Below are 25165 nucleotides of genomic sequence, written 5' to 3' on the forward strand. Positions count from 1 at the left end.
TGAGCCGGGCTTTCGTTCGAAGCGACGAACTCACTTCAGGGTCAGGGTGCCCTTCATCATCGCCGAGTGGCCAGGGAAGCTGCAGAAGAACATGTACTGCTCGCCGTCCTTGAGCTTGGACACGTCGAAGCTCACCGAGTCCTTCTCGCCGGAGCCGATGATCTTGGTGTGGGCGATGACGCGGGTGTCGCCGTCCTTCAGGTAGTTCTTGTCCAGGCCGGCGGCCATGCCGTCGGTGACCACGCCCTGCATGTCGGCGGCAGTGGTCAGCACCCAGTTGTGGCCCATGATGTTCTTCGCCAGGGCGCCGGGGTGGGACAGGTTGACGGTGAAGGTCTTGCAGCTCTTGTCCACGCTGATGGCGTTGGTGCTGAACTGCATCTGGTCGTTGCCCTGGATGTCCACCGAGCATTCGGCAGCCAGCAGCGGAGTACTGGCCAGACCAAGCAGGGTGACAGCAGCGAGTTTGCGGAACATACGAGCCTCCTAGGCAGGTTGGGCGGAGAATCCGGAGCAGCAGACTGCCCGATCGTCGGGGAGCGCCTGCTGACCCAGGTCAATTCGTGCCGGCGACGCCAGCGTTTTGCCACTGCGCAGTTCTATCAGGTCGATACGAACTTTCAACGAGGCAAATCAGCGCGCCCCGTCCAGCATAGACCGCTACCGCCAACGAACCGGGAGCGTCTTCATGCACGCCAAATCGAATACAAACATGTATACAATTTTCCAGCAAGTCCTCGCATGCTACGCCCAGGGCGTCTGCGCCGGCTAGGCCGCGCCGTATGGCTTGGTCGTCACGCTCGCAGCGGTTACCCTGACGACCCAGTTGTCGGTCTCGGAGTTCCCAGCAAATGACCCTGCGTTCCGTCTGCGTGTTCTGCGGCGCCAGCCCCGGCGCCAGTCCCGTCTACCAGGAAGCCGCCGAAAACCTTGGCCGGCATCTCGCCGAGCGCGGCCTGCGCCTGGTCTACGGCGGGGGCGCGGTAGGCCTGATGGGCATGGTGGCCGACGCCGCCCTGGCCGCCGGCGGCGAGGTGGTGGGGATCATCCCGCAGAGTCTGAAGGACGCCGAGGTCGGCCACAGCGGCCTGACCCGCCTGGAAGTGGTGGACGGCATGCACGCGCGCAAGGCGCGCATGGCCGAGCTGAGCGACGCCTTCATCGCCCTGCCCGGCGGCCTCGGCACCCTGGAAGAGTTGTTCGAGGTGTGGACCTGGGGCCAGCTTGGCTACCACGCCAAGCCCCTGGGCCTGCTGGAAGTGAACGGTTTCTATGACCCTCTGCTGACCTTCCTCGACCACCTGGTGCAGGAGCGCTTCGTCCGCGAACCGCACCGCCAGATGCTGCAACGCGGCGCCAGCCCCGCCGAGTTGCTGGACGCCCTGGAGGCCTGGCGGCCGCTCGCCGCGCCCAAGTGGGTCGATCGCACGCCGACCTAGCGCCAGCAATCCACGCTCGCTGGGCTGCGCTGGCCGAGGGCGTTGAGCGTCATGGTGCCGCAACGCGGGTCTTCGCGCTGCGGTTCGACACTCAGCAGGTAGCCGCCATCACCGTCTCCGCCGGAACTCACCGCCAACTTGTAGAGCCCGGCGCGCGAAAGCTCCTGCAGCCCCAAGTCGTCGAGCTTGGCAGCATAGCGGTTGTTCTGCGCGTAGAAGCGCTCCTGGCGCGCCGCCGCATCCTGCAGCAGCGCCTGGCCCTCGGCGCGATTGGCGCGGCGCACCTGCTCCAGGTAGCTGGGATAGGCCACCGAGGCGAGGATGCCGACGATGGCCAGCACCACCATCAGTTCCAGCAGCGTGAAACCGCGGCTCATTGGGCGCCCTCCAGTTGGCGCCAGCTCTGCCGGCCCGGACGGATGCCGTCGAAGAAGCGCTGCTCGTCGTCGCCATAGGCCACGCCCAGGCCGCTTTCCGGATCGAAGCCGAAGGCCGCGCCACCCGGCCCGCCGGGGAACTGCAGGCCGGCGACCTTGTCGCCCTTGACCCGGTCGGCGTCGTCGACCACTCCGTCGCGGTTGTAGTCCAGGGCATTGGCCAGCGGCGCCCCGCCGGTCAACGGATTCAGCGCGAGCAGCCAGTTGCTGACCTCGGCGACGCAGGGGTCGACATCCGGCGTCAGGGTGGTGAACAACGCCAGGCGGCCGCTACCGCCCGGATCGGCGATAACTCGCTCGCCGCTGGGCGGCAGGTCCAGGTACCAGCCATGCCTGCCGCTGCCGCCCGGCTGGGAACTGGCGGCGGCCCAGCCCACCGGGTTGTCGCTGAGCGTTCGGTACTCGGCCTTGTCGACTATGAATTTCTGCTGCTGCAGATGCTCGCGACGTACCGGCCCGGGTCTGTCGTTGGCGACCTGGCGATCCCAGATGCCATACAGGCTCATGGCCTTGCTGGTGTCGGCCTGGGCGTCCTGGACCTCGAAGTACTTGCCGGTGCCCAGCAGAGCGAGCACACCCTGGCCGGAGGGATGGCGGACCAGCCAGGGCGTGGTGGTGATCGGCTGCCTGGCGGCCACGGCGTCCGGACCACGGAACAGCGGCTGGCCGGCCAGGCCTACCCGGTAGTCCGAGGCGCTGGCGGACTGCGGGCCGCCATGGCCGCCCTGGCTGGTCGGCTTGTAGAGGTCGAAGCGCCACAGGTTGCCGAGCAGGTCGCCGGCGTAGGCGAAATCGACGATGCCATCGCCGTCCATATCCGCCGCGCGCGGGCTGGACAGGCCGTTGGCGGCGTCGCCCCCCTTGCTCACGTTGAGTTCGCGAATCAGCTCGCCACTGCCGATGTCGATCAGGTACAGCAGCGCCTGATCCTGCATACCGTCGTAGCCGTTGCCGGCCAGCACCGCCCATTGCCCACTGTGCAACCGCGCCAGCGCCGGCCGCGGCAGGCTATGGCCGAGGCGCGCGAACGGGCCGGCGCCACCTTCGATTTCCCAGAGCAGGCCCGGCTCGCGCGGGTTGGTCACGTCCAGCGCGAACAGCCCACGGCCACCGGCGCCCAGGCCGCCGACCAGCACCGTACGCCAGGCGCCGCCGAAGAACACGTCCTCGGCCACCAGCGGGCCATCGACGAAGTAGCGATGCTCGCCGGCGACATAGCGTGGGTCGCTCAGGCGATGCAGGTTGTCGATCACCGCGCTGGGCACGAAGGCGAAGAGCTCCTCGCCGCTCTGCCCGTCGAAGGCGTGCAGCATGCCGTCGTTGGCGCCGACGTAGACCACCGTGGGCCGCTTGGCCTGGGCCGCCTTGAAATCGCTGTAGGTCTGTGCGCCATCGCCAAGCCCGCCATTCGCAGGGTTTTCCAGGCGGTCCAGGGCCTGGCTGCGACCCGCCGGCGCCGTGACCACCAGGGGCGCGGAGTTGACGATGTCGCCCAGCAGCTTGGCGCGCTTGCGGAACAGCGTTCCCTCCTCGCCCCGCTCACCCCGCAGGAACGCCACGCGCTTCTCCCCAAGGCTGTCGGCGTCCCCCAGCAGATTGCGATTCAGCGCCGTCCGCTGGCGGGCATCGAGATTCCCCCAGGCGAATGGCTGCAAGCCGCCGGCTCTCGCCATCAGTACTCGACGCGGCGTCTGGCGGCCACTCAGGCGCGCCTCGGCGCTCCACAACTGGACCCGGCCGGCCGCATTGTCCAGGCGGTACTTGACCAGGTCACCGCTCCAGTCGGAGCTGGAGAATTCGGCCTGGTACAGCTGATCGTCCTCCCCCGCCGAGCCCCCCTCCAGCGCCGGGCGCGCGGCCGAAGCGTCGCGGCTGGCGATGCGCGAGAGGATGGCGGCGAAGGCGTCGATCAGCTGCTGCGGGTCATCGGCGCTGAAGAATTCGCCACGGGCGTTGATCGCCGCGTGCCAGAGGTCGTAGACGTTGTTGTCGCTGTCCGACCTGGCCGCGGGCCACTCGATGCCGCCATTCAGCAGCCCCAGGTAACCGGCCCCCTCGAAGGTGCCGCCCGCCCATTTCGGGTTGACCAGCGACGACCCCAGCCCCAGACCCATGGTGAAGGTCACCAGGTGCTGCCAGGTCGCCGGGTTGTTGCGCGGGTCCCAGTACTGCCTGGTAGCGTCCGCCTGGGCGAAGGCAACGTAGGGCTTCAGCTCATTGGCGAGGTCGGTGCGCGCATCGGTGGCCCAATAGTGGAAGGCCAGGTCGGCCAAGGTATTGCTCGTCCCATCCTTGAAGGGTGAACGGGGCGCGTAGCGAGTGCCATCCGGCAGCGTCCTGCCATTGCCATCGATGTTGCCGCCCACGGAGCTGGCCCTGCCGTTCCACAGCCCATCGGTCATCATCAGGTGGTAGCTGGGGCGGCAGGTGAATTTCGGCTCCTTCTTGCCTCCGGGTTCGAAGTCATAGGCCGGGCCCTGGCCATCGCCGATGAATCGGCCGGCCCGGTCCAGCGCCTGGCGCAGGGGCGTGCCGCCGCGGAAGCTGACGCTCGACAGCCAGTGAAAGAAATCCGCGCGGTGCTTCTTGGCGAATGGGCGGAGCGGATTGCCACCGCTGTAACTGATGCCGTTGCACCCCCACTGCCCATCGAGCTGGCTGCACTGCCCCAGATCCTGCCAGGTCAGCCGGATGGACTCGGGCAGGCTGTTGAAGGCCAGGTTGGCGGAGCTCTGCGTGGCCAGGGCACGGTTACGGTAGAAGGCGTACCAGATGGCGAAGTTCTGCCGCTCGTCCTTCCCATTCGGGCCGGAGCTCGCGCTGACCTTGACCAGTCCGTAGCAGTTGTCGTTGTCGGTCGAGGATGCCGAGCAGCCAGCCCACGTCGGGTTGAATCCGTAGTAGTAGGCCGGCACTCCCTTGTTGGTCAGGTCCACCGTGTAGCTCGACCTGCGTCCGGAACAGGCGACCTTCCTGCCATCGAGATGGGCCTCGCATGAATCCCGCCCCGTACGCTTGATCTTCAGCCTCAGACCGGGAGCGAGGTCACCCTCCCAGGTCTGCCCGTTGGAGGACAGCGAAACACTGCGCTTGAAGTCCTTCTCGGGATGCCTCGCCACTTCGGAATCGCTCGACGCGTCCGGGGAATAACTCCAGGTCACCTGGTACTCATTGGCCAGGTCGATCGTCTGGCGTCGTTCATCGAAACCGTTACGCCTGACCTGGGTGAAATCGAAGCCGCCGCCCTTGCTGACCGGGTATTCACTCACTATCAGCTGGCCGTTGCTGAACTTGACCTGCTTCGGCACCCGGTAGGTCAGCCGAGGGTTGTAGTACATGGCGTTGTAGCTGGCCGCCTTGGTCCGACGGGTATCAGCCTGCCTTTCGATGTTGTCGGGAACGTAGGCGTACCGCATGCTGCCGGAGCTGTCCATCGTCAGGATCAGGTTCGGCGCCACCGACTCGGTAAGGAACAACGGCTGCTGGCTGACGCTCAGCTGGTCAGCGGCCGCCGTGGCAACCAGCAAGGGGGTCAGCAGGCCGGCGACGGCGCTGGAGAAGTGACGACAATGGTTCATTGGGTTCCCTTAGTTCGCGTAACGCCGGGCGAATACGGTTTGCAGCAGCACCGGCGCGCGTCCGGCGTCACCGCTGGCGTACGCGTTGACGTAATAGAAGTCGGTGCGCAGCCGCGACTCGCCGATGTTGCCCAGGTTCAGGCCATCGCCGTCGCTGGCGAGGTAGGCGGCGTGCTGGCGGGGCGCGGGAGAGAAGCTCGTGAGGTCGTCCGAGCCCTGATAGGCCACTGCGTTGCTCCCGGACTTCCACCAGCTCGCGGGATCCGACGCCCACTGCCACGTCCAGCCGCTGCCCGTCTCCGTGCGCACCTGCCCCAGATCCAGCACGCACAGCTGCGCCCGCCCTGCGCAACTGGTGGTCTGGCCGTCCTCGACGCCGCGCAAGCGCGCCAGGCGCCGTTCCACCTCGCGCAGGCCTGACTCGGTGGCATTGAAGACGCGCCGGTATTCCGCGCGATTGCCGGCCAGGCGGTTCTCCAGCTGGCTGTTGCCAATGCCCGCCAAGGCCAGCACGGTCATCAGCAGCAGCATGACCAGCGCCACCAGCAGCACGGCCCCACGTTCACGCGTACAGGTCATGGCATCAGGCTCCGCAAGGCAACGTTGGCGCTGCCGATCTGCAGCAAACGCTGCTCGGCGGGGTCGAGGGCGGGCTGGCGTCCGGTCAGGGTTTTCCAGCGCGCCAGAACATCGCTGCGGGTGCCCCCGGCCTGGCCGGTCGGGCTGGCGAACAGCAAGTGGACGGAAACCATCTGCACCTCCTGGCTGGAGGTGGCCAGCGGCTGCAGGCTGAAGTCGAGCAGGCCGTCGACCAGCACGCTGGCCTTGCCACCGGCAGCGCAGGAGAGTTGCCCCTTGGCGGCGTCCAGGTTCAGACGCGCCACGACGGTGAGCGGGGTGTTGGAGTAATCCAGCGAGTTCCCGCTGCAGTCGCTTTCGTGCTGTTCCACCCCGCGCTGGTAGCGCACGCAGAGGTCGGCGCCGGCGCTGTCGACCGCGAGGGCGATGCTCTGCCCCGCGGCGAACGCCGGGCATTCGGCGCTGGCCCCCTGCGCCGGGAAGGCTTCTTCCGGCAACTGGCGATGCGGCCACACGCGGTAACCGGCCCGCGCGGCCAGGCGCTGGATGGCCAGCGCGGCGAAACGGGCGTTCTCCTGGTTGCTCACCTGGCCCTGCTGGAACAGGTAGTTGCGCTTGTTGTCGAGAAACACCTGGGTGACGCCCAGCACCAGGAAGCAGCTCAGCAGCAATGCCACCATCAGCTCGACCAGCGACAGACCCTTCTGCCAGCCAGCCATATCAGAGCTCCGCCCGCAGCGTGTAGCTGCATTGCTGGTTGGCGCACAGTGCCGCGTCGGCGCGCGGGTCGGACCAGAACAGCTCGATCATTACCGCGCTGCCCGCCCCCTGCGAACAGGTGCCCGGCGCGGCGCTGCGGCAGATCCGGTAGTCCTGCAGCAGCTTGTCGTCGACGGGCAGCGATGTGCGCACCTGCTGTGCCCAGCAGCCGAGATCGCCCCCGGCCACTCCGCTGCCGCCAGCGCCACGCTGGCGATTGCCGCAGCTCGTTGGTGCGGAGGGGAAGCCTTGGCCTTTCGCCTTGTAGTACGCGGACTCGTCGGCAGGCAGTGCGCCGCTGGCGTCGAGTAGCGCGCCGCGATTGCTGCGCATCAGCTCCAGCAGGTCGTCGGCGAGCATCACCGCGTTGCCCCGCAGGTTGGCGTCCAGGGTATGCCGCAGCGCCTGGGCCTGCAGGGCGAACATGCCGAGGGTTCCGGTGGCGATCACCAGCAGGGCCACCAGCACCTCGATCATGCTGAAGCCGCGCATCACGTTTACCCCGTTCAATTCGCGCAACTCCCGGCGGCCGGCGCCAGCACGCGCCCGCTGGGTTGCACCTGGATTTGCTGGCAGCCGCCTTGCGCGCCCACCGGGCAAACGCTGATGCAGGTGGCCGTGGATTCGACCTGGCGGCCGTCGCCGTGGAAGCCCAGCGAGGCGCGGTTCGCACTGATGGCGAGATTGCCCAGCGGTTCGCGCTGGCGCAGCACTCGCTCACCCTGGCTGACGCGCAACACACCCGCCCAGAGCCCGCTGCCTTCGGCCTTGAGCAACACCTTGGCGCCGCGCGTGGCGGCCTCGCCACGGGTGTAGAGCAGCAGCCCGCGCAGCTCGTCGGCGGCGGCTTGCACCTGCTGGTCGCGCATCAACTGGGTGAAGCCGGGTACGGCGATGCTGGCGGCGATGGCGAGGATCGCCAGGATCACCAGCAGCTCGATCAGGCTGAAGGCGGCCAGGTGGGAGTGGCGTGGCATGGAGCCCCCGAAGTCGGACAGCAGGGACCGGCGCGGGAGGCGCCGGTCGGTGTCCTTTCAGGATGCCCACCAGCTTGAGGAGAATATGCAGGAGGGATCGCCAGACGCAGGGGTATCGCTCAACAGAAATCAGGGGATATTTCCCGTCACGCGAGGAAATGTCCTTCCCCATGACCAGCCATCCCGCATGGACAACCGCTCATCCCGAGTAACGTAGGAATGCTGCGCAGGAAACGAAAAGGGGCGCCTCCTGGCGCCCCTTCCGCGAACCCGCGCGGGATCAGCCGCCGGCCTGCTGCACGATCACCGTCTGCGCCGGCATCGGCGCCGGGAAGCCGCCGCTGCCCAGGGCCTCCTTGATGGTGCGGTTGGTGTCGAAGTAGACCTGCCAGTAGTTGTCGTTGTGGCAGTACGGACGCACCGCCAGCACCGGGCCGACCAGGTTGAACTCGAGGATTTCCACGTCCACCGGCGGCTCGCTGAGCACGTTGGGGATCTGCGCGATGCGTTCCTTGAGCGCGGCGGCGGCCGCCACGTAGTCGGCGGCGCCGGACAGCTGGGCCTTGAGCTCGACGCGGCGGAACTCGTTGTGGCTGTAGTTCTGGATGGTGTCGCTGAAGATCTTGTTGTTGCCCACCAGGGTCAGCACGTTGTCCGGGGTGTTGATCGCGGTGACGAACAGGCCGATCTCCTTGACCGTGCCGGTGACCCCGGCGGCGGTGATGAAGTCGCCGACCTTGAACGGCCGCAGGACGATGATGAAGCCGCCGGCGGCGAGGTTGGCCAGCAGCCCCGACCAGGCCATGCCGATGGCCACGCCGGCCGCGGCGATCAGCGCCGCCAGGCTGGTGGTCTGCACGCCGAAGTAGCCGAGGATGCCGATCACCAGGACGATGTTGAGGGTCACGGTGATGAACGAGCCGACGTAGCGCAACAGCGTCGGGTCGACGCTCTGTCGGCCGAGGGCGCGCTGGACCATGCCCACCGCCAGGCTGATCAGCCAGCGGCCGATCACCCAGAAGGCGATGGCGGCGAGAATCTTGATGCCGAAGGCCAGGGCGTACTGCTGCACCAGCGACCAGATTTCGTTGAACTTCTCCGTACCCACGTTGACGATGTTCGTGTCGCCCATTGCCTAGCCCATCCGTTGATCGGGAATTGACCAGAGAAAAGCTAGCACGCCGTTGGCGGCTTGCCCGGCGGGCGTTGCGGCAGAGTGGCGGCCCGCGACTGCCGGCAGGATCGCGTAGGAGTGGGCCATGCCCACGATTCGCGCCATGGGGCGCTCCTACGATCGAGCCTGCGCTGCAGCCCGTAGGGCGCATAACGCCTACAGCGTTATCCGCCGTTTGCCTGGGGCTTCGGTGCATGGGCCTGCGGCGGATAACCGCGAACGGTTATCCGCCCTACCCTCCGGCAAACGCAGGGCCTTGGCCGCTCCGTTACACGGCCAGCTCCCAGTGCGGCATCACCGTCACCCGCACCTCGGGGTCGTGGCTGCCGCCGCCGAGGATCACCCCGCGCAGCGGCGAGACGTCGGCGAAGTCGCGGCCCCAGGCCAGGGTGATGTGTTCCAGCGCCGGGAGCATGTTGTTGGTCGGGTCGAAGTCCACCCAGCCGTTGTCCGGGCAGTACAGCGCGACCCAGGCGTGCGAGGCGTCGGCGCCGATCAGGCGCGGCTGGCCGGGTGGCGGCCGGGTCAGCAGGTAGCCGCTGACATAGCGCGCCGCCAGGCCGCGCGAGCGCAGGCAGGCGAGCATCAGGTGGGCGAAGTCCTGGCAGACCCCGCGACGGCGCTCCAGCACCTCGATCAGCGGCGTCGCCACCTGGGTGGCTTCGGCGTCGAAGGCGAACTCGCTGAAGATCTTCCGCATCAGTGCCGTGGCGCCTTCCAGCAGCGGCCGGCCGGGCGGGAAACAGTCGTCGCCGAACTCGCTGAACTGGCGCTTGATGCGCACGTAGGGCGACTCCATGCGGAACCGGCAGGCGTCCAGCGCCTCCGCGCCCAGCGCGCGGCCGCTGTAGGCCAGGCTCGCTACCACCCGCTCCCAGGCCGGCGAGGCGCTCAGCATCAGCGGCGGACGCGGCAGCACCTCGAGCTGCAGGCGCGCGTTCACCTGCAAGGCATCGTGGGGGCGCTCGAAGGCCAGGCGGGTCAGCGGGTTGCCGAACACGTCGAAGCCATCGCTGCGCTGCGTGGGCAGCGGCTCGATCTGCAGTTCGCGGCCCAGGCAGCGCTGCCAGGGGCATTCGCGCGGCCACAGGTGCAGCAGCTGCTGCGACAGCGAGACCGGCGCGGCATAGTGGTAGAGGGTGTCGTGGAACACCTGGTAGCGCGCCACGTGCGCGGGGGCGGAGGACAGCAGGGCTTCGGCCATCAGGTGGACACCGTGCGCTGGCTGATGTCGTCGACGTGGGCGAAGTAGCGCAGGCCCAGGCGGTCGGATGCCTGGCCGACGCCATGCGCCAGCTCGCGCAGCAGGCGGGCCAGGCCGGCGAGCACTTCGTCCTGCCCGGCGCTGCCGAACAGCGGGTTCTCCAGGGTGGCGAAGTCGAAGGCCAGCAGGCGCGCGGTGAGCAGGGTCAGTTGCTGTTCGCGGGGCATGCCGAATTCCTGGTGCAGGCGTTCCAGCGAGCGTTCCAGGGCCTGCAGCTGGAAGTACAGGGCATGGGGGTTCTGCTCGTGCAGCAGGAGCAGGTCGAGCACCGGAATCAGCTGCGGCCCGGCGAGGTAGCGCGAGCGGTAGGTGATGGTGCTGTTGCCCAGCTCCAGCAGCCATTCGAGGGCGCCCGCCTCCCAGGCCGCGCCGCCTTCGAGGAAACCGGCGATGGCGTCGGCGAAGAACTGGATGCGTTCGATGCGCCGGCCGATCATCAGGAAGCGCCAGCCGTCGTCGCGGGTCATGTCGTCGAGGGCGAAGCCGGACAGCGCCGCCAGCGACATCAGCAGGCGGTTGAGGAAGTCCAGGGCGTCGCCCAGCTCGGTGTCGCGCGCGTCCAGCGCCTGCAGGTCGCGTTGCAGCTCCATCAGCGCCAGCCAGTTCTCCCGCGACAGCCGCCCGCGCACCTGGGCCGCGGCCCAGTGCAGGCGGCGCAGGTTGGCGCTGAGGCTGTTGCCCCAGTTGTCGTCGAGCAGCGCCGCCAGCAGGCGCTGCTCCAGCGGCGCCTCGCCCTGCGGGATCAGGCCCATGGCCGCGGCCAGGTCGTGGGCGCTGCGTAGCGCCTGTTCGTCGCCGTCGGCGTCCACGTAGCGCGACAGCACCACGCGCAGCAGTCGCGCGTTGTCGTCGCAGCGCTCGGCGTAGCGGCCGAACCAGTAGAGGTTTTCCACCACCCGCGAGGGCAGGTACGGGTCCTGCCGGATCAGGTCGCGCGCGCCGATGCTGCGCGGCCGCAGCGGCTCGCCGTGGACCGGGCGATCAGCCAGCACCCAGGTGTCCTTGCTGGCGCCGCCGCGCTGCATCGACACTACTTCGGCGTCCGCCGCCGAGGCCACGCGGGTCAGGCCGCCGGGCATCACCCAGTAGCTGCCGTCGCTGCCGGCCACGGCGAACACGCGCATGCCGATGGCGCGGGATTGCAGCTCGCCGCGCGCGCCACGCTCCTGCCAGACCGGCGCCTGGGACAGCTGCGCCTGGCGCTGCGCCACGTAGGCGTGGGGCTGCCGGGCCAGGCGCTGGCGCAGTTCGGCGCGGGCCGCCGGGCCCAGGGTGTGGCCGAACAGGGGTTCGAAACTCTGCGAGGGGAAGGCCGGCTTGATCACCAGGTGATCCAGCTCATCCAGCGCCGCCTCCGCGGCACCCGCTTCGCCGCACCAGCGGGTCTGCACCGCCGGCAGCAGCAGTTCCTCGCCGAACAGCCGGCGGCTGGCCGCCGGCAGGAAGCCGAGCAGCCCCGGCGACTCCAGCACGCCGCTGCCCAGCGCGTTGGCCACCAGCACCCGCCCGCGCCGCACGGCGTCGAGCAGGCCGGGCACGCCGAGGGCGGAGTCGGTGCGCAGCTCCAGCGGGTCGCAGAAATCGTCGTCCAGGCGTCGCAGCACCGCGTGCACGCGCTTCAGGCCGCCGAGGGTCTTCAGGTACAGGGTGGCGTCGCGCACCGTCAGGTCGTGGCCTTCCACCAGCGGGAAGCCGAGCTGGCGCGCCAGGTACAGGTGCTCGAAGTAGGTTTCGTTGAAGCGCCCCGGCGTCAGCAGCACCACCAGCGGCGTCTCGCCGTCGGCCGGGGCGCAATGCGCGAGGGTTTCCTGCAGGGTGCGGAAGTAGCCGGCCAGGTACTGCACGCGCAGTTCGCGGTACAGCTCGGGCAGGGCGCGGGAGATGATCTGCCGGTTCTCCAGGGCGTAGCCGGCGCCGGACGGGGCCTGGGTGCGGTCGGCGAGCACGTGCCAGCGGCCGTCGGCGTCGCGCGCCAGGTCGACGGCATAGCTGTGCAGATAGATGCCGCCGGGCACCGCCAGGCCGCTGCACGGCCAGAGAAAGTTGGGGTGGCCATAGACCAGCTCGCTGGGCAGCACGCCTTCGGCGAGCAGGCGCTGTTCGCCGTAGAGGTCGGCCAGCACCGCGTTGAGCACCCGCCCGCGCTGCGCCACGCCGGCGGCGATACCGGCCCATTCCTCGGCGGACAGCAGGTTGGGCAGCAGGTCCAGCTCCCAGGGGCGGTCGGCGCCCTTGGGGTCGGCGTAGACGTTGTAGGTCACACCGTTTTCCTGGATCTGCCGCGCCAGCAGGGCCTGGCGCTGCTCCAGCTGGGCCGGGCTGGCGCGCTCCAGGCGCTGCACCATGCGCTGCCAGTGCGGGCGCACGCCGCCCTCGGCGTCCAGCAATTCGTGGTACGCCGTGGCGGACAGCGGGTAATGGGCGAGCAACTCGGACATCAGGGACTCGGCGTGCAAGGCTGCCTGTTCACTTTAGCGGGCGGCGGCGCTCATGTCCGCCGCAGGTCGAGGGTCATCGGCATCTCGGGGTCGACGCGCGGCGCCTCCACGCTGAGCTTGCCGGGCGTGTGGCCGTGGCGGAAGAAGCGCGCCAGGCGCCGGCTCTCGGCCTCGTAGGCGTTCACCGGGAAGCTCTCGTAGCTGCGCCCGCCGGGGTGGCTGACGTGGTACTGGCAGCCGCCGAGGGAGCGCTGCATCCAGGTGTCGACGATGTCGAAGACCAGCGGCGCCTGTACCCCGATGGTTGGCTGCAGGCAGGACGCCGGCTGCCAGGCGCGGTAGCGCACGGCGGCGACGTATTCGCCGACCTGGCCGGTGGGCCGCAGCGGCACCGGGCGGCCATTGCAGGTGACCACGTAGCGGTCCGGGGCCATGCCGGCGACCTTCAGCTGCACGCGCTCCAGGGACGAGTCCACGTAGCGCACGGTGCCGCCGCTGGCGCCCTCCTCGCCCAGCACGTGCCAGGGTTCCAGGGCCTGGCGCAGCTCCAGGTCGATACCCTTCACCGCGTAGTCGCCGTATTTCGGGAAGCGGAATTCGAAGTGCGGGGCGAACCAGTCGCTGCGCAGCGGGTAGCCACAGGCGTTGAGGTCGTGGACCACGTCGGCGAAGTCCTGCTCGACGAAGTGCGGCAGCAGGAAGCGGTCGTGCAGCTCGGTGCCCCAGCGCACCAGCTTCGGCGGCGCGTAGGGCTCGCGCCAGAAGCGCGCCACCAGGCTGCGCAACAGCAGCTGCTGGGCCAGGCTCATGCGCGCGTGGGGCGGCATCTCGAAGGCGCGCAGTTCGAGCAGGCCGAGGCGCCCGCTGGCGCTGTCCGGCGAGTACAGCTTGTCGATGCAGAATTCGGCGCGGTGGGTGTTGCCGGTGACGTCCACCAGCAGGTTGCGCAGCAGCCGGTCGACCAGCCAGGGCGGGCACTGCGCGCCCGGCTCGGGCATCTGCGCGAAGGCCACTTCCAGTTCGTAGAGGGCATCGTTGCGCGCCTCGTCCACCCGCGGCGCCTGCGAGGTCGGGCCGATGAACAGGCCGGAGAACAGGTAGGACAGCGACGGGTGGTTGTGCCAGTAGCTGACCAGGCTGCGCAGCAGGTCCGGGCGCCGCAGGAACGGCGAGTCGCCGGGCGTGGCGCCGCCGAGGACGAAGTGGTTGCCGCCGCCGGTGCCGACGTGGCGGCCGTCGACCATGAACTTCTCGCTGGACAGGCGCGTCTGCCGCGCCGCCTCGTAGAGGAACTCGGTGCGCTCGACCAGTTCGTCCCAGCTCGCCGAGGGGTGGATGTTCACTTCGATCACGCCGGGGTCGGGGGTCACGCGGAAGCTGGCAAGGCGCGGGTCGGCCGGCGGCTCGTAGCCCTCCAGCAGCACCGGGCAGCCCAGCTCGCCGGCGGTGGCCTCGACGGCGGCGACCAGCTCCAGGTAGGCCTCCAGCTCCGCCAGCGGCGGCATGAACAGGTACAGCCGGCCTTCGCGCGGCTCGGCGCACAGCGCGGTGCGGGTGATCCAGCCGGCGGACTGGTGCATCTGCGGCTGGCGCGTGGCGTCCGGGCCGCCGGGCATGCGCTCGCGGGCCTGCTGCATCTGCGCGGCGCGACGCAGCGGCGGGCGCGGCTGGCTCGGGTCGGCCGGGTTGACGTAGGGGTAGTCGGCCTCGCTGACCCAGGGTTGCGATTCCAGCGGCAGGCGGTAGCCCAGCGGCGAGTCGCCGGGTACCAGCCGGCAATGCTCGTCGCGCAGGTACCAGCGGCCGCTCTCCCAGGCGTCGCCGGCGGCGCTGCGGGCCAATGGCAACACGTGGCCGACCGCTTCGCCCAGGCCGCGCTCGAAGACCTTGCGCAGGCGCTCGCGCTCCAGCGGGTCGGCCAGGCGCGCGTCCTCGGGCGTGACGTTGGCCGGCAGCCGGCGTTCGCGCCAGAGGTAGTAGAACCAGTCCTCGTAGGCGGCGAACAGGGTGTCGCCGGTCAGCCCCAGGCGCCCGGCCAGGCGACGCAGGAAGCGCGCGGCCAGCGCCGCGTCGGCGCCATAGCTGCGACTTTCCTCGGCGTAGAGCATCGGGTTGCTCCACAGCGGCTCGCCGTCGCGCCGCCAGTAGCAGTTCAGCGACCAGCGCGGCAGCTGCTCGCCGGGGTACCACTTGCCCTGGCCGAAGTGCACCAGGCCCTTGGGCGCGTAGTGGCGGCGCAGGCGGTGGAACAGCTCGGCGGCCAGGCGGCGCTTGTTCGGGCCCAGCGCCGCGGTGTTCCACTCGGGGTCGTCGGGGTAGTCGATGGCGACGAAGGTCGGCTCGCCGCCCATGGTCAGGCGCACGTCCTGGGCGAGCAGGTCGGCGTCGACGCGCGCGCCCAGCTCGCGGATCGCCTGCCACTGTTCCTCGCTGTAGGGCTTGGTCACCCGCGGCGCTTCCCACACGCGCTCGACGCGCATCTCGTGGCTGAAGCTCACCTCGCACGCTTCCAGCGCGCCGGTGATGGGCGCCGCCGAGGATGGCTCGGGGCTGCAGGCCAGGGGGATGTGGCCTTCGCCGGCGAACAGCCCGGAGGTGGGGTCCAGGCCGATCCAGCCGGCGCCGGGCAGGTAGACCTCGCACCAGGCGTGCAGGTCGGTGAAGTCGACTTCGGTGCCGCTGGGGCCGTCGAGGGACTTCTGGTCGGCGCTGAGCTGGATCAGGTAGCCGGAGACGAAGCGCGCCGCCAGGCCCAGGTGGCGCAGCACCTGCACCAGCAGCCAGGCCGAGTCGCGGCAGGAGCCGGAGGCCAGCTGCAGGGTCTGTTCGGGCGTCTGCACGCCGGGCTCCATGCGGATCAGGTAGCGCACGTCGCGCGCCAGGCGCTGGTTCACTTCGACCAGGAAATCCACGCTGGCGCGCGGCTCCAGCGGCACCTCGGCGACATACTCGGCGAACAGCGGGCTGGCCGGCTGACGCGCCAGGTACGGCGCCAGCTCGCGCTGCTCATCCACGCCGTAACTGAAGGGGAACTGCTCGGCGTAGGGCTCGAGGAAGAAGTCGAAGGGGTTGAACACCGCCATCTCGGCGACCAGGTCGACCTCCACCCGCAGTTCCTCGGTCTTCTCCGGGAACACCAGGCGCGCCAGGTAGTTGCCCTGCGGGTCCTGCTGCCAGTTGATGAAGTGTTTGCCCGGCGCGACCTTCAGCGAATAGCCGAGGATCCGCGTGCGGCTGTGCGGCGCCGGGCGCAGGCGCACCAGTTGCGGGCCGAGGTTCACCGCGCGGTCGTAGCGATAGTGGGTGACATGCTGCAAGGCGACATGAATCGACACGGCGGGCCTCCTGCGGGCCTGGGCGACACAGCTTCCGCGCAAGTCCCGTGCCAGCCCGCAGGGGCCGTGGGACGGGCTGCGCGAGGACGCCAGGCACCATAGCGGGGCCCGGCCTGCACGCCGGGCGCGGGTGCGCACGAATTTGGGGCGCGACGCGGGAGCCGGCCGGCATAGCCTAGACCGTGCTGCGTGACAGGCAGGAGAACGGAGGTCTTTCGTAGGAGCGAGCTTGCTCGCGAAGGGAGACCGTTGGGCAGAAGTGGAGACCACGGCGTCAGCCGGAAGCGAAGTCGCTGCGCCGTAGGGCGGATAACCGTTCGCGGTTATCCGCCGCAGGCCTCAGGTACAACTCCCCGGCAACTCGGCGATCCAGCGCTCCAGCACTTCCAGGCCTTCCTTGTGCACCAGCGCGCGGCCCAGTTCCGGCATCATCTCGCCGGGCTTGTCGCTGCCGACGCGGTAGGTCAGCACGGACAGTTCCGGGTGGCCCGGGTGGATATCCTCGCGGCGCCCGCCGGTGCCGCCGCCGGCCGCCACCGGTTGCTTGCAGAAGCCGAAGTTGACCCCCAGCTGGGCGCTGGCGTCGATGTACAGCCCCGAGGTGCGCGCCGCGCCCTTGGGGTTGTGGCAGTGGCCGCAGTTGGCGTCGAGGTAGCTGCGCGCCTGCTTTTCCAGGCTCTCGCCGGCGCGCGGGTGGCCCCAGAGGGCGCTCTGCGGCACCTGCGCCAGCTCCGGCAGGCCCTGCAGGAAGCCGCGCGCCTGCCAGTGGCGGAGCTGGTTGTCGCTGCCCTCGGCATAGGCGAAGTCCTTGTTCAGGTGCCGCGCCTTCGGCCCCAGCGGGGCGATGCCGCCGCCCTTGTGCTCGGCGTGGCATTCGGAACACTGGTTGGCGTCCGGCACCATATAGGTGAAGGCCACCTTCTGCCCGGCCGCATCCTGCAGTTCCAGGGCCTGGCTGTCGCCGGCCAGCTCCAGGCGCGCTTCCTTCTGCTCGGCGTCCCACACGTAGGGCAGCGCCATCCAGCCGTCCTTCTGCTTGACCAGCACGCGGGTCTCGACCAGGCGCACCTTCTTCAGCTCCAGGCCCTGCCGCGGGTCGCGGTCGTCCTGGGCGTTCTCCAGTAGCTGGCCATTACCGTCGGTGGGGTAGTAGAAGGTCTTGGTCAGCACCGTGCCCAGCGGGTAGTCGAAGTGGTCGTCGGCATACTTCGCCGACTGCCCCTCGGGCATCCAGATGGTGCGCAGCTTGTGGGCGTAGTCGGTGAACAGCGGGGTGTTGAGGTCATACGGCAGCACCTCGGGCGCCGGCGCGAGATGGCCGTCGCCCAGGTGCAACATGCCCCAGCCGCTGAGGGTCTGCGGGTAGTCGTCGCCCTCGGGCTGGTAGCGCGGCTTCGCCTCCTGCCCGCACCCGGCCAGCGCAACGGCCAGGGCGAGCGACATCCAGGCGCAGGCGGCTCGGGTCATGCCTTGCCTCCCTTCTCGCCGAGGCCGGCCTGCTCGATCTTCGGCAGCGGCTGCAGCTTGCAGCGGTGGCTGCTGATGTCGGTGCTGATGTGCTTGTAGCCGTTGGGGGCGTCGACGTTGACGATGCCGGCGTCGCCGTTGTCGATGCAGATGGCCAGGGCCTCGGGCAGCTTGCCGTCGACCAGTTTCTTCTGATTGAAGTAACCATCCCAGAGGATGTCCGGCAGGCGCCCGTTGAGGCCGAACTGGGAGATTTTCAGGGCCTTCAGCTCCAGGTGGTCGGGGCTGTCGCCGCCCGGCCCGAAGGTGTTGCCGTGGATGTAGATGCCTTCGGGGTAGGGGTCGAAGCTCGCCTGGGTGGCCTTGTCCGAATAGTTGGTGCTGTAGTAGCTGCTGATGATGACGTTGGCGGTCTTGTGGTTGCCGATCTTGTTGTCGAAGATTTCCACGTCGTCGTTGGAGTTCACCACCACCCCGGAGCCGGCCGGCACGCTGGCCACCGGCGTGCCCTTGTGGCCGAAGTTGTCGTGGTTGTTGCCCTGCACGTCGTTGTTGTAGACGCGGGTGCCGCGCCCCGGCTGCTGCAGGTTGGGCATGTTGAAGACGAGGATGCCGCCGGTGTTGTCGGTGGCCACGTTGTCGTAGACGTCGGCGCCGATGGTGTTCTCGATCTCGATGCCGGCGACGTTGCGCTCGGCGCGGTTCTTGCGCACCACCACGTTGCGCGACTGGCCGACGTAGATGCCGGCGTCGGACGCGCCGATGGAGACGTTGCCTTCCAGCAGCACGTTCTCGGTCTGCACCGGGTACAGGCCGTAGGCGCCGTTGTCGGTGGACGGGCCACCGGTCCATTCGGTGCGCACGTTGCGGATCACGATGTTCTTGCCGCCCAGCACCTTGAGCGCGTCGCCCTTGCTGTCCTCGATCGCCAGGTTCTCCACGGTGAAGTCCGAGGCGTCCACCAGCAGGCCCTCGGCGCCGGCCTTCTGGTTCTTGAAGCTGAGGATGGTCTTGTCCATGCCGGCGCCGCGGATGGTCACGCCGTCGACCTTGAGGCTGAGGCCGCGGTCGAGGTGGTAGGTGCCGGCGGGAATCTCGATGACCGCGCCGGGCTTGGCCTTGATCAGGCGCTCCTGCAGGTCCTTCTGGAAGTCCGCGCTGACCGCGGCGGTGGGTTTGTCCTGCTGGCCGCAGGCGGCCAGGAGCACGGCGAGACTGAGAAGCGACAGGGTGGCGGCGCGGCGCATGGCGGGGTCTCCGGATGTTGTTCTTATGATTCTGGAACTATAGTGCCAAAATGTTTCCGTGAATAGCCCCATGGTGGCGGGCGGCTATAGCGGACGGAGTCCGCTCCTACGAGGGTGGGAAGGGTGAGCCTGCAGGAAGTGAGCTTGCTCGCGAACGCTCCGCTGCGGAATCCATTCGCGAGCAAGCTCGCTCCTACAAAAGCGTCTGCGCTCGCCCTGGTCCCGCGCGGAAACGAAAACGGGGCCTTGCGGCCCCGTCGGTCTGATCACTCAGCGCGGTATGTTCGGCTGGCGCTTGGGCGTGCGTTTCTTGCCCTTGGCGTAGCCGGTCGCCTTGCCTTCTTCAGCCTTGTTCCACGGCTTGGAGCCGTCGCTGGCGCGCGGCGGCAGGCCGGTGTGCTGGGTCAGCAGCGGCTTGCCGGCCTTCTTGCTGTCCACCGGCGTGGAGTTCTTCCGGCGGGCGCTCTGGTAGCCACCGTCGCCCTCGGGCTGGTAGGTGGGGATCAGGTGGTGCTTGCCGTTGCCGATCAGGTCGGCGCGGCCCATGCGCTCCAGCGCCTCGCGCAGCAGCGGCCAGCCCTTGGGGTCGTGGTAGCGCAGGAAGGCCTTGTGCAGGCGGCGCTGCTGCTCGCTCTTGACGATGGTCACGCCGTCGCTCTTGTAGGTGACCTTGCGCAGCGGGTTCTTGCCCGAGTGGTACATCGCCGTGGCGCTGGCCATGGGCGAGGGGTAGAACGCCTGCACCTGGTCGGCGCGGAAGCCGTTGCGCTTGAGCCACAGGGCGAGGTTCATCATGTCCTCGTCGGTGGTGCCCGGGTGCGCGGCGATGAAGTACGGGATCAGGTACTGCTCCTTGCCCGCCTCCTTGGAGAACTTCTCGAACATCCGCTTGAAGGCGTCGTAGGTGCCGATGCCCGGCTTCATCATCTTCGACAGCGGGCCTTCCTCGGTGTGCTCCGGGGCGATCTTCAGGTAGCCGCCGACGTGATGGGTCACCAGCTCCTTGACGTATTCCGGGGACTCCACCGCCAGGTCGTAGCGCAGGCCGGAGGCGATCAGGATCTTCTTCACCCCCGGCAGCGCGCGCGCCTTGCGGTACAGCTCGATCAGCGAGGAGTGGTCGGTGTTCAGGTTCTCGCAGATGCCCGGCCACACACAGGACGGCTTGCGGCAGTGACGCTCGATCTCCGGGTCCTTGCAGGCGATGCGGTACATGTTCGCGGTCGGGCCGCCGAGGTCGGAGACCACGCCGGTGAAGCCCGGCACCTTCTTCATCCCCTCGATCTCGGCGAGGATCGACTCGTGCGAGCGGTTCTGGATGATCCGCCCCTCATGCTCGGTGATCGAGCAGAAGGTGCAGCCGCCGAAGCAGCCACGCATGATGTTCACCGAGAAGCGGATCATCTCGTAGGCCGGGATCTTCTCCTTGCCGTACACCGGGTGCGGCACGCGCGCATAGGGCATGCCGAACACGTAGTCCATTTCCTCGGTGCTCATCGGGATGGGCGGCGGATTGAACCACACGTCCACCTCGCCATGCTTCTGCACCAGGGCGCGGGCGTTGCCCGGGTTGGTCTCCAGGTGCAGCACGCGGTTGGCGTGGGCGTAGAGCACCGAGTCGTTGCGCACCTTCTCGAAGGACGGCAGGCGGATCACCGTGCGCTCGCGCTCCAGGCGCGGGTGCGACAGCAGCTGCACGACCTTGGCTTCGTTCGGGTCTTCCTGTGCACCCTTCTCCTGCTCGATGGCGCAGGCGGCGGTGTCCTGGGTGTTCACGTACGGGTTGATGATCTTGTCGACCTTGCCCGGACGATCGATCCGCGTGGAGTCGACCTCGAACCAGCCTTCCGGGGTGTCGCGGCGAATGAACGCGGTGCCGCGCACGTCGGTGATCTGCTCGATCGGCTCGCCGGCGGACATGCGCTGGGCGATCTCCACCACGGCGCGCTCGGCGTTGCCGTACAGCAGGATATCGGCGGTGGCGTCCATCAGGATGGAGCGGCGCACCTTGTCCTGCCAGTAGTCGTAGTGGGCGATGCGGCGCAGCGAGGCCTCGATGCCGCCGAGGACCACCGGGGTCTGGCTGTAGGCTTCCTTGCAGCGCTGGCTGTAGACCAGGCTGGCGCGGTCCGGGCGCTTGCCGGCGAGGCCGCCGGGGGTGTAGGCGTCGTCGCTGCGGATTTTCTTGTCCGCGGTGTAGCGGTTGATCATCGAGTCCATGTTGCCCGCCGCCACGCCGAAGAACAGGTTCGGCTGGCCGAGCTTCATGAAGTCGTCCTTCGAGCGCCAGTCCGGCTGGGCGATGATGCCCACGCGGAAGCCCTGGGCCTCCAGCAGGCGGCCGATGATGGCCATGCCGAACGACGGATGGTCGACGTAGGCGTCACCGGTGACGATGATGATGTCGCAGGAATCCCAGCCCAGCTGATCCATCTCTTCCCGGCTCATCGGCAGGAAGGGCGCCGGGCCGAAACACTCGGCCCAGAACTTGGGATAGTCGAACAGCGGCTTGGCGGCTTGCATCACGGGCACCGGGAATCTCGAATAATGGACGCGGAAAAACGCGGGCGCGGAATATAGCACAAATTTTGAGCAATTCCGACTCCCGCGCTGGGAATTCTGGGCCGTGACGGGACCCGCGCGGCGGCCCCTGGCGAGGCCGGCCCGGCCTACACGAACTGTGCGGCCGCGTAGCCCGAAGCCCAGGCCCACTGGAAGTTGAAGCCGCCCAGGTGGCCGGTCACGTCCAGCACCTCGCCGACGAAGTACAGGCCGGGGGATTTCAGCGACTCCAGGGTCTTGGACGACACCTCGCGGGTATCCACGCCGCCCAGGGTGACCTCCGCGGTGCGGTAGCCCTCGGTGCCCGCCGGCACCAGTTGCCAGTCGCCCAGGCGCTCGGCGATGGCCTTGAGCTCGGCCGGGGTGTACTGCTTCATCGGTTTGGAAACGAACCACTGCTCGGCCAGCAGGCCGGCCATCTTCTTGGTGAAGAGGTCGGCGAGCAGCGTCTTCAGCTCACTGTTGGGGCGCTCGCGCTGCTGTTCGGCGAGCCAGCTCGGCAGGTCGAGCGCCGGCAGCAGGTCGATGCTGATGGTGTCGCCGGGCTGCCAGTAGGAGGAAATCTGCAGGATCGCCGGGCCGCTGATGCCACGGTGGGTGAACAGGATGTTCTCGACGAAGCTCTGGCCGTTGCAGCTCACCCGGCAGTCCTCCACCGAGGTGCCGGACAGCTCCGTGCACAGGGTTTTCAGCTGCGGGTCGGTAATGGTGAACGGCACCAGCCCGGCGCGGGTCGGCAGCAGTTCGTGGCCGAACTGGCGGGCCACCTGGTAACCGAAGCCGGTGGCGCCCAGGGTCGGGATGGACAGCCCGCCGGTGGCGATCACCAGCGATTCGCAGCGGGCCATGCCGAGGCTGGTCTGCAGCTGGTAGCCGCCGTCGACGCGGGCGATCTCGCTGACCGAGGTGTTCAGGCGCAGGTCCACGCCCACCTGCTCGCACTCCGCCAGCAGCATCTCGAGGATGTCGCTGGACTTGTGGTCGCAGAACAGTTGGCCGAGCTTCTTCTCGTGGTACGGCACGCCATGCTTGGCCACCAGGGCGATGAAGTCCCACTGGGTGAAGCGCGCCAGCGCCGACTTGCAGAAGTGCGGATTCTGCGAGAGGAAGTTGCTCGGCTCGCAGTACAGGTTGGTGAAGTTGCAGCGCCCACCGCCGGACATGAGGATTTTCTTGCCGGCCTTGTTGGCGTGGTCGATCAGCAGCACCTGGCGACCGCGCGCGGCGGCGCTCATGGCGCACATCAGCCCGGCGGCGCCGGCGCCGATGATGATGACCTGGGACGTGAGCACGGTGATTTCCTCGCGAGCGTTGGGCCTGGCAGGCCGCACAAAGCGGCGCATGTTACCCCAACGGCGGGGGCGGTTTGCGTTCCCGGCGCGCCGCACGTCGGCGCCGGGCGCGGATCGCCGGCCGGGATATCACCGGGGCGCGTTTGCCCGGATAATGGCGGGCATTACGCTTTTCATTTTTTATCCTGGTAAGTCCGCATGGAAATCAAGGTCAACTTTCTCGACAACCTTCGCCTGGAAGCCAAGTTCGACGACTTCACCGTGATCGCCGACCAGCCCATCCGCTACAAGGGCGATGGCTCGGCGCCCGGTCCGTTCGACTACTTCCTCGCCTCCTCGGCGCTGTGCGCGGCCTACTTCGTGAAGTTGTACTGCCAGACCCGCGACATCCCCACCGACAATATCCGCCTGTCGCAGAACAACATCGTCGACCCGGAGAACCGCTACAAGCAGGTCTTCAAGATCCAGGTGGAACTGCCGGCGGACATCTCCGAGAAGGACCGCCTGGGCATCCTGCGCTCCATCGAGCGCTGCACGGTGAAGAAGGTCGTGCAGACGGGGCCGGACTTCGTCATCGAGGAAGTGGAAAACCTCGACGCCGACGCCCAGGCGCTGCTGATGCTCGACACCGACGCCGGCGCCAGCACCTACATCCCGGGCAAGGACCTGCCGCTGGAACAGACCATCGCCAACATGTCGGGCATCCTCGCCGGCCTGGGCATGAAGATCGAGATCGCCTCCTGGCGCAACATCGTGCCGAACGTCTGGTCGCTGCACATCCGCGACGCGCAGTCGCCGCTGTGCTTCACCAACGGCAAGGGCGCGACCAAGGAAAGCGCGCTGGCCTCGGCGCTGGGCGAGTTCATCGAACGGCTGAACTGCAACTTCTTCTACAACGACCAGTTCTGGGGCGAGGAGATCGCCAACGCGCCCTTCGTGCACTACCCGGACGAGCGCTGGTTCAAGCCCAGCCGCCAGGACGAGCTGCCGGCGGAAATCCTCGACGAGCACTGCCTGGCGATCTACAACCCGGACGGCGAGCTGCGCGGCTCGCACCTCTACGACACCAACTCGGGCAACGTACAGCGCGGCATCTGCTCGCTGCCGTTCGTGCGCCAGTCCGACGGCAAGGTGGTGTACTTCCCGTCGAACCTGATCGAGAACCTCTACCTCAGCAACGGCATGAGCGCCGGCAACACCCTGGCCGAAGCCCAGGTACAGTGCCTGTCGGAAATCTTCGAGCGCGCGGTGAAGCGCGAAATCCTCGAGAACGAACTGGCCCTGCCAGACGTGCCGCAGGAAGTGCTGGCCAAGTACCCCGGCATCCTCGCCGGCATCCGCGGCCTGGAAGAACAGGGCTTCCCGGTGCTGGTCAAGGACGCCTCGCTGGGCGGCGAATTCCCGGTCATGTGCGTGACCCTGATGAACCCGCGCACCGGCGGCGTGTTCGCCTCCTTCGGCGCCCACCCGAGCTTCGAGGTGGCGCTGGAGCGCAGCCTCACCGAGCTGCTCCAGGGCCGCAGCTTCGAAGGCCTGAACGACCTGCCGCAGCCGACCTTCGAGAGCGCCGCGCTGACCGAGCCGAACAACTTCGTCGAGCACTTCATCGACTCCAGCGGCGTGGTGTCGTGGCGCTTCTTCAGCGCAAAATCCGACTTCGAGTTCGTCGAGTGGGACTTCTCCGGCCAAGGAGAGGACTCCAACCTGCAAGAGGCCCAGACCCTGTTCGGCATCCTCGCCAACATCGGCAAGGAAGCCTACATGGCGGTCTACGAGCACCTGGGCGCCAAAGCCTGCCGCATCCTGGTGCCGGGCTACTCGGAAATCTATCCGGTCGAGGACCTGATCTGGGACAACACCAACAAGGCCCTGGCGTTCCGCGAGGACATCCTCAACCTGCACCGCCTGGACGACGCCCGCCTGGAAGCGCTGCTGGAGCGCCTGGAAGGCTGCGAGGTGGACGACTACACCGACATCACCACGCTGATCGGCGTGGAGTTCGACGACAACACCGTCTGGGGCCAACTGACCCTGCTCGAACTCAAGCTGCTGATCTGCCTCGCCCTGGAGCGCTTCGACGAGGCCAAGGAGCGGGTGGAGATGTTCCTCCAGTACAACGACAACACCGTCGAGCGCGGCCTCTTCTACCAGGCCCTGAACCTGGTGCTGGAGGTGCAGCTGGATGACGACCTGGAAATCGCCGACTACGAGGCCAACTTCCGCCGCATGTTCGGCGACGAGCGCATGGACGCCGCGCTGGGCTCGCTGGACGGCAGCGTGCGCTTCTATGGCCTGACCCCGACCAACCTGCAGCTGGAAGGCCTCGACCGGCACCTGCGCCTGCTGGAAAGCTACAAGAAGCTGCACGCGGCGCGGGCCCGGATGGTACCCACGCAGGGCAGCGAAGCCCAAGCCGGCGCCGGCCTGAAGCCACGCCGCCTGGCGATTCGCAGGCCGAAGTGAGCCTCACCGGCCGGCCCGGCGCCCACGCCAGGCCGGCCGCGCACAAAGCGGTGAATGGCGCGCACAGGGAAGTGGCCAGTGGCTATACTGCGTCCACTAAAAACAAAGTCCCGGCCACTCAGCCGGACACAGGGAGTGTGCGTCGTGCGCTGGC

The 25165-nt window shown here is 68.3% G+C and carries 17 protein-coding genes; 2 read left to right on the top strand and 15 right to left on the bottom strand.

The genetic code is table 11. The features are described from left to right. Positions 1-30: 30 nt before the first annotated feature. Positions 31-477 carry an azurin gene (gene azu / locus P3W75_RS22375; RefSeq protein WP_276229505.1) on the bottom strand — a complete coding sequence of 149 codons (447 nt, stop codon included), beginning with the start codon at positions 475-477 and terminating at the stop codon, positions 31-33. Between the two features lie 374 nt (positions 478-851). Between azu and P3W75_RS22380 the strand changes: the two genes are divergently transcribed. Continuing rightward, the gene (locus P3W75_RS22380; protein WP_276229506.1) at positions 852-1439 is read left to right on the top strand and encodes a TIGR00730 family Rossman fold protein; all 588 of its coding nucleotides are present in this window, start codon (positions 852-854) and stop codon (positions 1437-1439) included. On the opposite strand, the gene P3W75_RS22385 is transcribed toward P3W75_RS22380, so the two are convergent. From P3W75_RS22385 to P3W75_RS22450, 14 genes are all read right to left on the bottom strand, one after another. Beyond that, positions 1436-1816: a type IV pilin protein gene (locus P3W75_RS22385; protein WP_276229507.1), complete on the bottom strand. Its 381-nt coding sequence runs from the start codon at positions 1814-1816 to the stop codon at positions 1436-1438. The two genes, P3W75_RS22380 and P3W75_RS22385, sit on opposite strands and share 4 nt — an antisense overlap. Continuing rightward, entirely contained in the window at positions 1813-5454 is a 3642-nt protein-coding gene (locus P3W75_RS22390) for a pilus assembly protein (RefSeq protein ID WP_276229508.1), read from the bottom strand. Before P3W75_RS22390 ends, P3W75_RS22385 begins: the two co-directional genes overlap by 4 nt. A gap of 9 nt (positions 5455-5463) precedes the next feature. Continuing rightward, complete coding sequence (locus P3W75_RS22395; RefSeq protein ID WP_276229509.1) at positions 5464-6033, bottom strand: pilus assembly PilX family protein; 570 nt, start codon at positions 6031-6033, stop codon at positions 5464-5466. Beyond that, the gene (locus P3W75_RS22400) at positions 6030-6752 is read right to left on the bottom strand and encodes a prepilin-type N-terminal cleavage/methylation domain-containing protein (protein ID WP_276229510.1); all 723 of its coding nucleotides are present in this window, start codon (positions 6750-6752) and stop codon (positions 6030-6032) included. The genes P3W75_RS22395 and P3W75_RS22400 overlap by 4 nt, the downstream gene beginning before the upstream one ends. Position 6753: 1 nt before the next feature. Next, the gene (pilV, locus tag P3W75_RS22405; protein WP_276229511.1) at positions 6754-7302 is read right to left on the bottom strand and encodes a type IV pilus modification protein PilV; all 549 of its coding nucleotides are present in this window, start codon (positions 7300-7302) and stop codon (positions 6754-6756) included. Further along, positions 7299-7769, bottom strand: coding sequence for a GspH/FimT family pseudopilin (locus P3W75_RS22410; protein ID WP_276229512.1), 471 nt, complete (start codon positions 7767-7769; stop codon positions 7299-7301). Before P3W75_RS22410 ends, pilV begins: the two co-directional genes overlap by 4 nt. Positions 7770-8049: 280 nt before the next feature. Next, the gene (locus P3W75_RS22415) at positions 8050-8901 is read right to left on the bottom strand and encodes a mechanosensitive ion channel family protein (protein WP_276229513.1); all 852 of its coding nucleotides are present in this window, start codon (positions 8899-8901) and stop codon (positions 8050-8052) included. Between the two features lie 310 nt (positions 8902-9211). After that, on the bottom strand, positions 9212-10147 hold the full coding sequence (locus P3W75_RS22420) for a transglutaminase family protein (protein ID WP_276229514.1): 936 nt from the start codon (positions 10145-10147) through the stop codon (positions 9212-9214). Continuing rightward, the gene (locus P3W75_RS22425; RefSeq protein ID WP_276229515.1) at positions 10147-12645 is read right to left on the bottom strand and encodes a circularly permuted type 2 ATP-grasp protein; all 2499 of its coding nucleotides are present in this window, start codon (positions 12643-12645) and stop codon (positions 10147-10149) included. Before P3W75_RS22425 ends, P3W75_RS22420 begins: the two co-directional genes overlap by 1 nt. 50 nt (positions 12646-12695) lie before the next feature. Further along, entirely contained in the window at positions 12696-15980 is a 3285-nt protein-coding gene (locus P3W75_RS22430) for a DUF2126 domain-containing protein (RefSeq protein WP_276229516.1), read from the bottom strand. 339 nt (positions 15981-16319) lie between these two features. Then, positions 16320-17447, bottom strand: coding sequence for an SO2930 family diheme c-type cytochrome (locus tag P3W75_RS22435; protein WP_276229517.1), 1128 nt, complete (start codon positions 17445-17447; stop codon positions 16320-16322). After that, complete coding sequence (locus P3W75_RS22440) at positions 17444-18694, bottom strand: parallel beta-helix domain-containing protein (protein ID WP_276229518.1); 1251 nt, start codon at positions 18692-18694, stop codon at positions 17444-17446. The genes P3W75_RS22435 and P3W75_RS22440 overlap by 4 nt, the downstream gene beginning before the upstream one ends. 270 nt (positions 18695-18964) lie before the next feature. Beyond that, positions 18965-21217: a YgiQ family radical SAM protein gene (locus P3W75_RS22445; RefSeq protein WP_276229519.1), complete on the bottom strand. Its 2253-nt coding sequence runs from the start codon at positions 21215-21217 to the stop codon at positions 18965-18967. Positions 21218-21363: 146 nt separating this feature from the next. Beyond that, the gene (locus P3W75_RS22450; RefSeq protein WP_430765402.1) at positions 21364-22599 is read right to left on the bottom strand and encodes an NAD(P)/FAD-dependent oxidoreductase; all 1236 of its coding nucleotides are present in this window, start codon (positions 22597-22599) and stop codon (positions 21364-21366) included. A 147-nt stretch (positions 22600-22746) separates the two neighbouring features. Between P3W75_RS22450 and P3W75_RS22455 the strand changes: the two genes are divergently transcribed. Continuing rightward, positions 22747-25011, top strand: a complete 2265-nt coding sequence (locus tag P3W75_RS22455) for an OsmC domain/YcaO domain-containing protein (protein WP_276229521.1) — start codon at positions 22747-22749, stop codon at positions 25009-25011. The last annotated feature ends 154 nt before the right edge of the window (positions 25012-25165 follow it).

The organism is Pseudomonas citronellolis, assembly GCF_029335315.1.
In the GTDB taxonomy this organism is placed as follows: domain Bacteria; phylum Pseudomonadota; class Gammaproteobacteria; order Pseudomonadales; family Pseudomonadaceae; genus Pseudomonas; species Pseudomonas citronellolis_A.

What these genes read in the sequence shown, in the direction of transcription:
- azu (WP_276229505.1), bottom strand. Translation starts at nt 477, where the DNA reads ATGTTCCGCAAACTCGCTGCTGTCACCCTGCTTGGTCTGGCCAGTACT.
- P3W75_RS22380 (WP_276229506.1), top strand. Translation starts at nt 852, where the DNA reads ATGACCCTGCGTTCCGTCTGCGTGTTCTGCGGCGCCAGCCCCGGCGCC.
- P3W75_RS22385 (WP_276229507.1), bottom strand. Translation starts at nt 1,816, where the DNA reads ATGAGCCGCGGTTTCACGCTGCTGGAACTGATGGTGGTGCTGGCCATC.
- P3W75_RS22390 (WP_276229508.1), bottom strand. Translation starts at nt 5,454, where the DNA reads ATGAACCATTGTCGTCACTTCTCCAGCGCCGTCGCCGGCCTGCTGACC.
- P3W75_RS22395 (WP_276229509.1), bottom strand. Translation starts at nt 6,033, where the DNA reads ATGACCTGTACGCGTGAACGTGGGGCCGTGCTGCTGGTGGCGCTGGTC.
- P3W75_RS22400 (WP_276229510.1), bottom strand. Translation starts at nt 6,752, where the DNA reads ATGGCTGGCTGGCAGAAGGGTCTGTCGCTGGTCGAGCTGATGGTGGCA.
- P3W75_RS22410 (WP_276229512.1), bottom strand. Translation starts at nt 7,769, where the DNA reads ATGCCACGCCACTCCCACCTGGCCGCCTTCAGCCTGATCGAGCTGCTG.
- P3W75_RS22415 (WP_276229513.1), bottom strand. Translation starts at nt 8,901, where the DNA reads ATGGGCGACACGAACATCGTCAACGTGGGTACGGAGAAGTTCAACGAA.
- P3W75_RS22420 (WP_276229514.1), bottom strand. Translation starts at nt 10,147, where the DNA reads ATGGCCGAAGCCCTGCTGTCCTCCGCCCCCGCGCACGTGGCGCGCTAC.
- P3W75_RS22425 (WP_276229515.1), bottom strand. Translation starts at nt 12,645, where the DNA reads ATGTCCGAGTTGCTCGCCCATTACCCGCTGTCCGCCACGGCGTACCAC.
- P3W75_RS22435 (WP_276229517.1), bottom strand. Translation starts at nt 17,447, where the DNA reads ATGACCCGAGCCGCCTGCGCCTGGATGTCGCTCGCCCTGGCCGTTGCG.
- P3W75_RS22440 (WP_276229518.1), bottom strand. Translation starts at nt 18,694, where the DNA reads ATGCGCCGCGCCGCCACCCTGTCGCTTCTCAGTCTCGCCGTGCTCCTG.
- P3W75_RS22445 (WP_276229519.1), bottom strand. Translation starts at nt 21,217, where the DNA reads ATGCAAGCCGCCAAGCCGCTGTTCGACTATCCCAAGTTCTGGGCCGAG.
- P3W75_RS22450 (WP_430765402.1), bottom strand. Translation starts at nt 22,599, where the DNA reads ATGCGCCGCTTTGTGCGGCCTGCCAGGCCCAACGCTCGCGAGGAAATC.
- P3W75_RS22455 (WP_276229521.1), top strand. Translation starts at nt 22,747, where the DNA reads ATGGAAATCAAGGTCAACTTTCTCGACAACCTTCGCCTGGAAGCCAAG.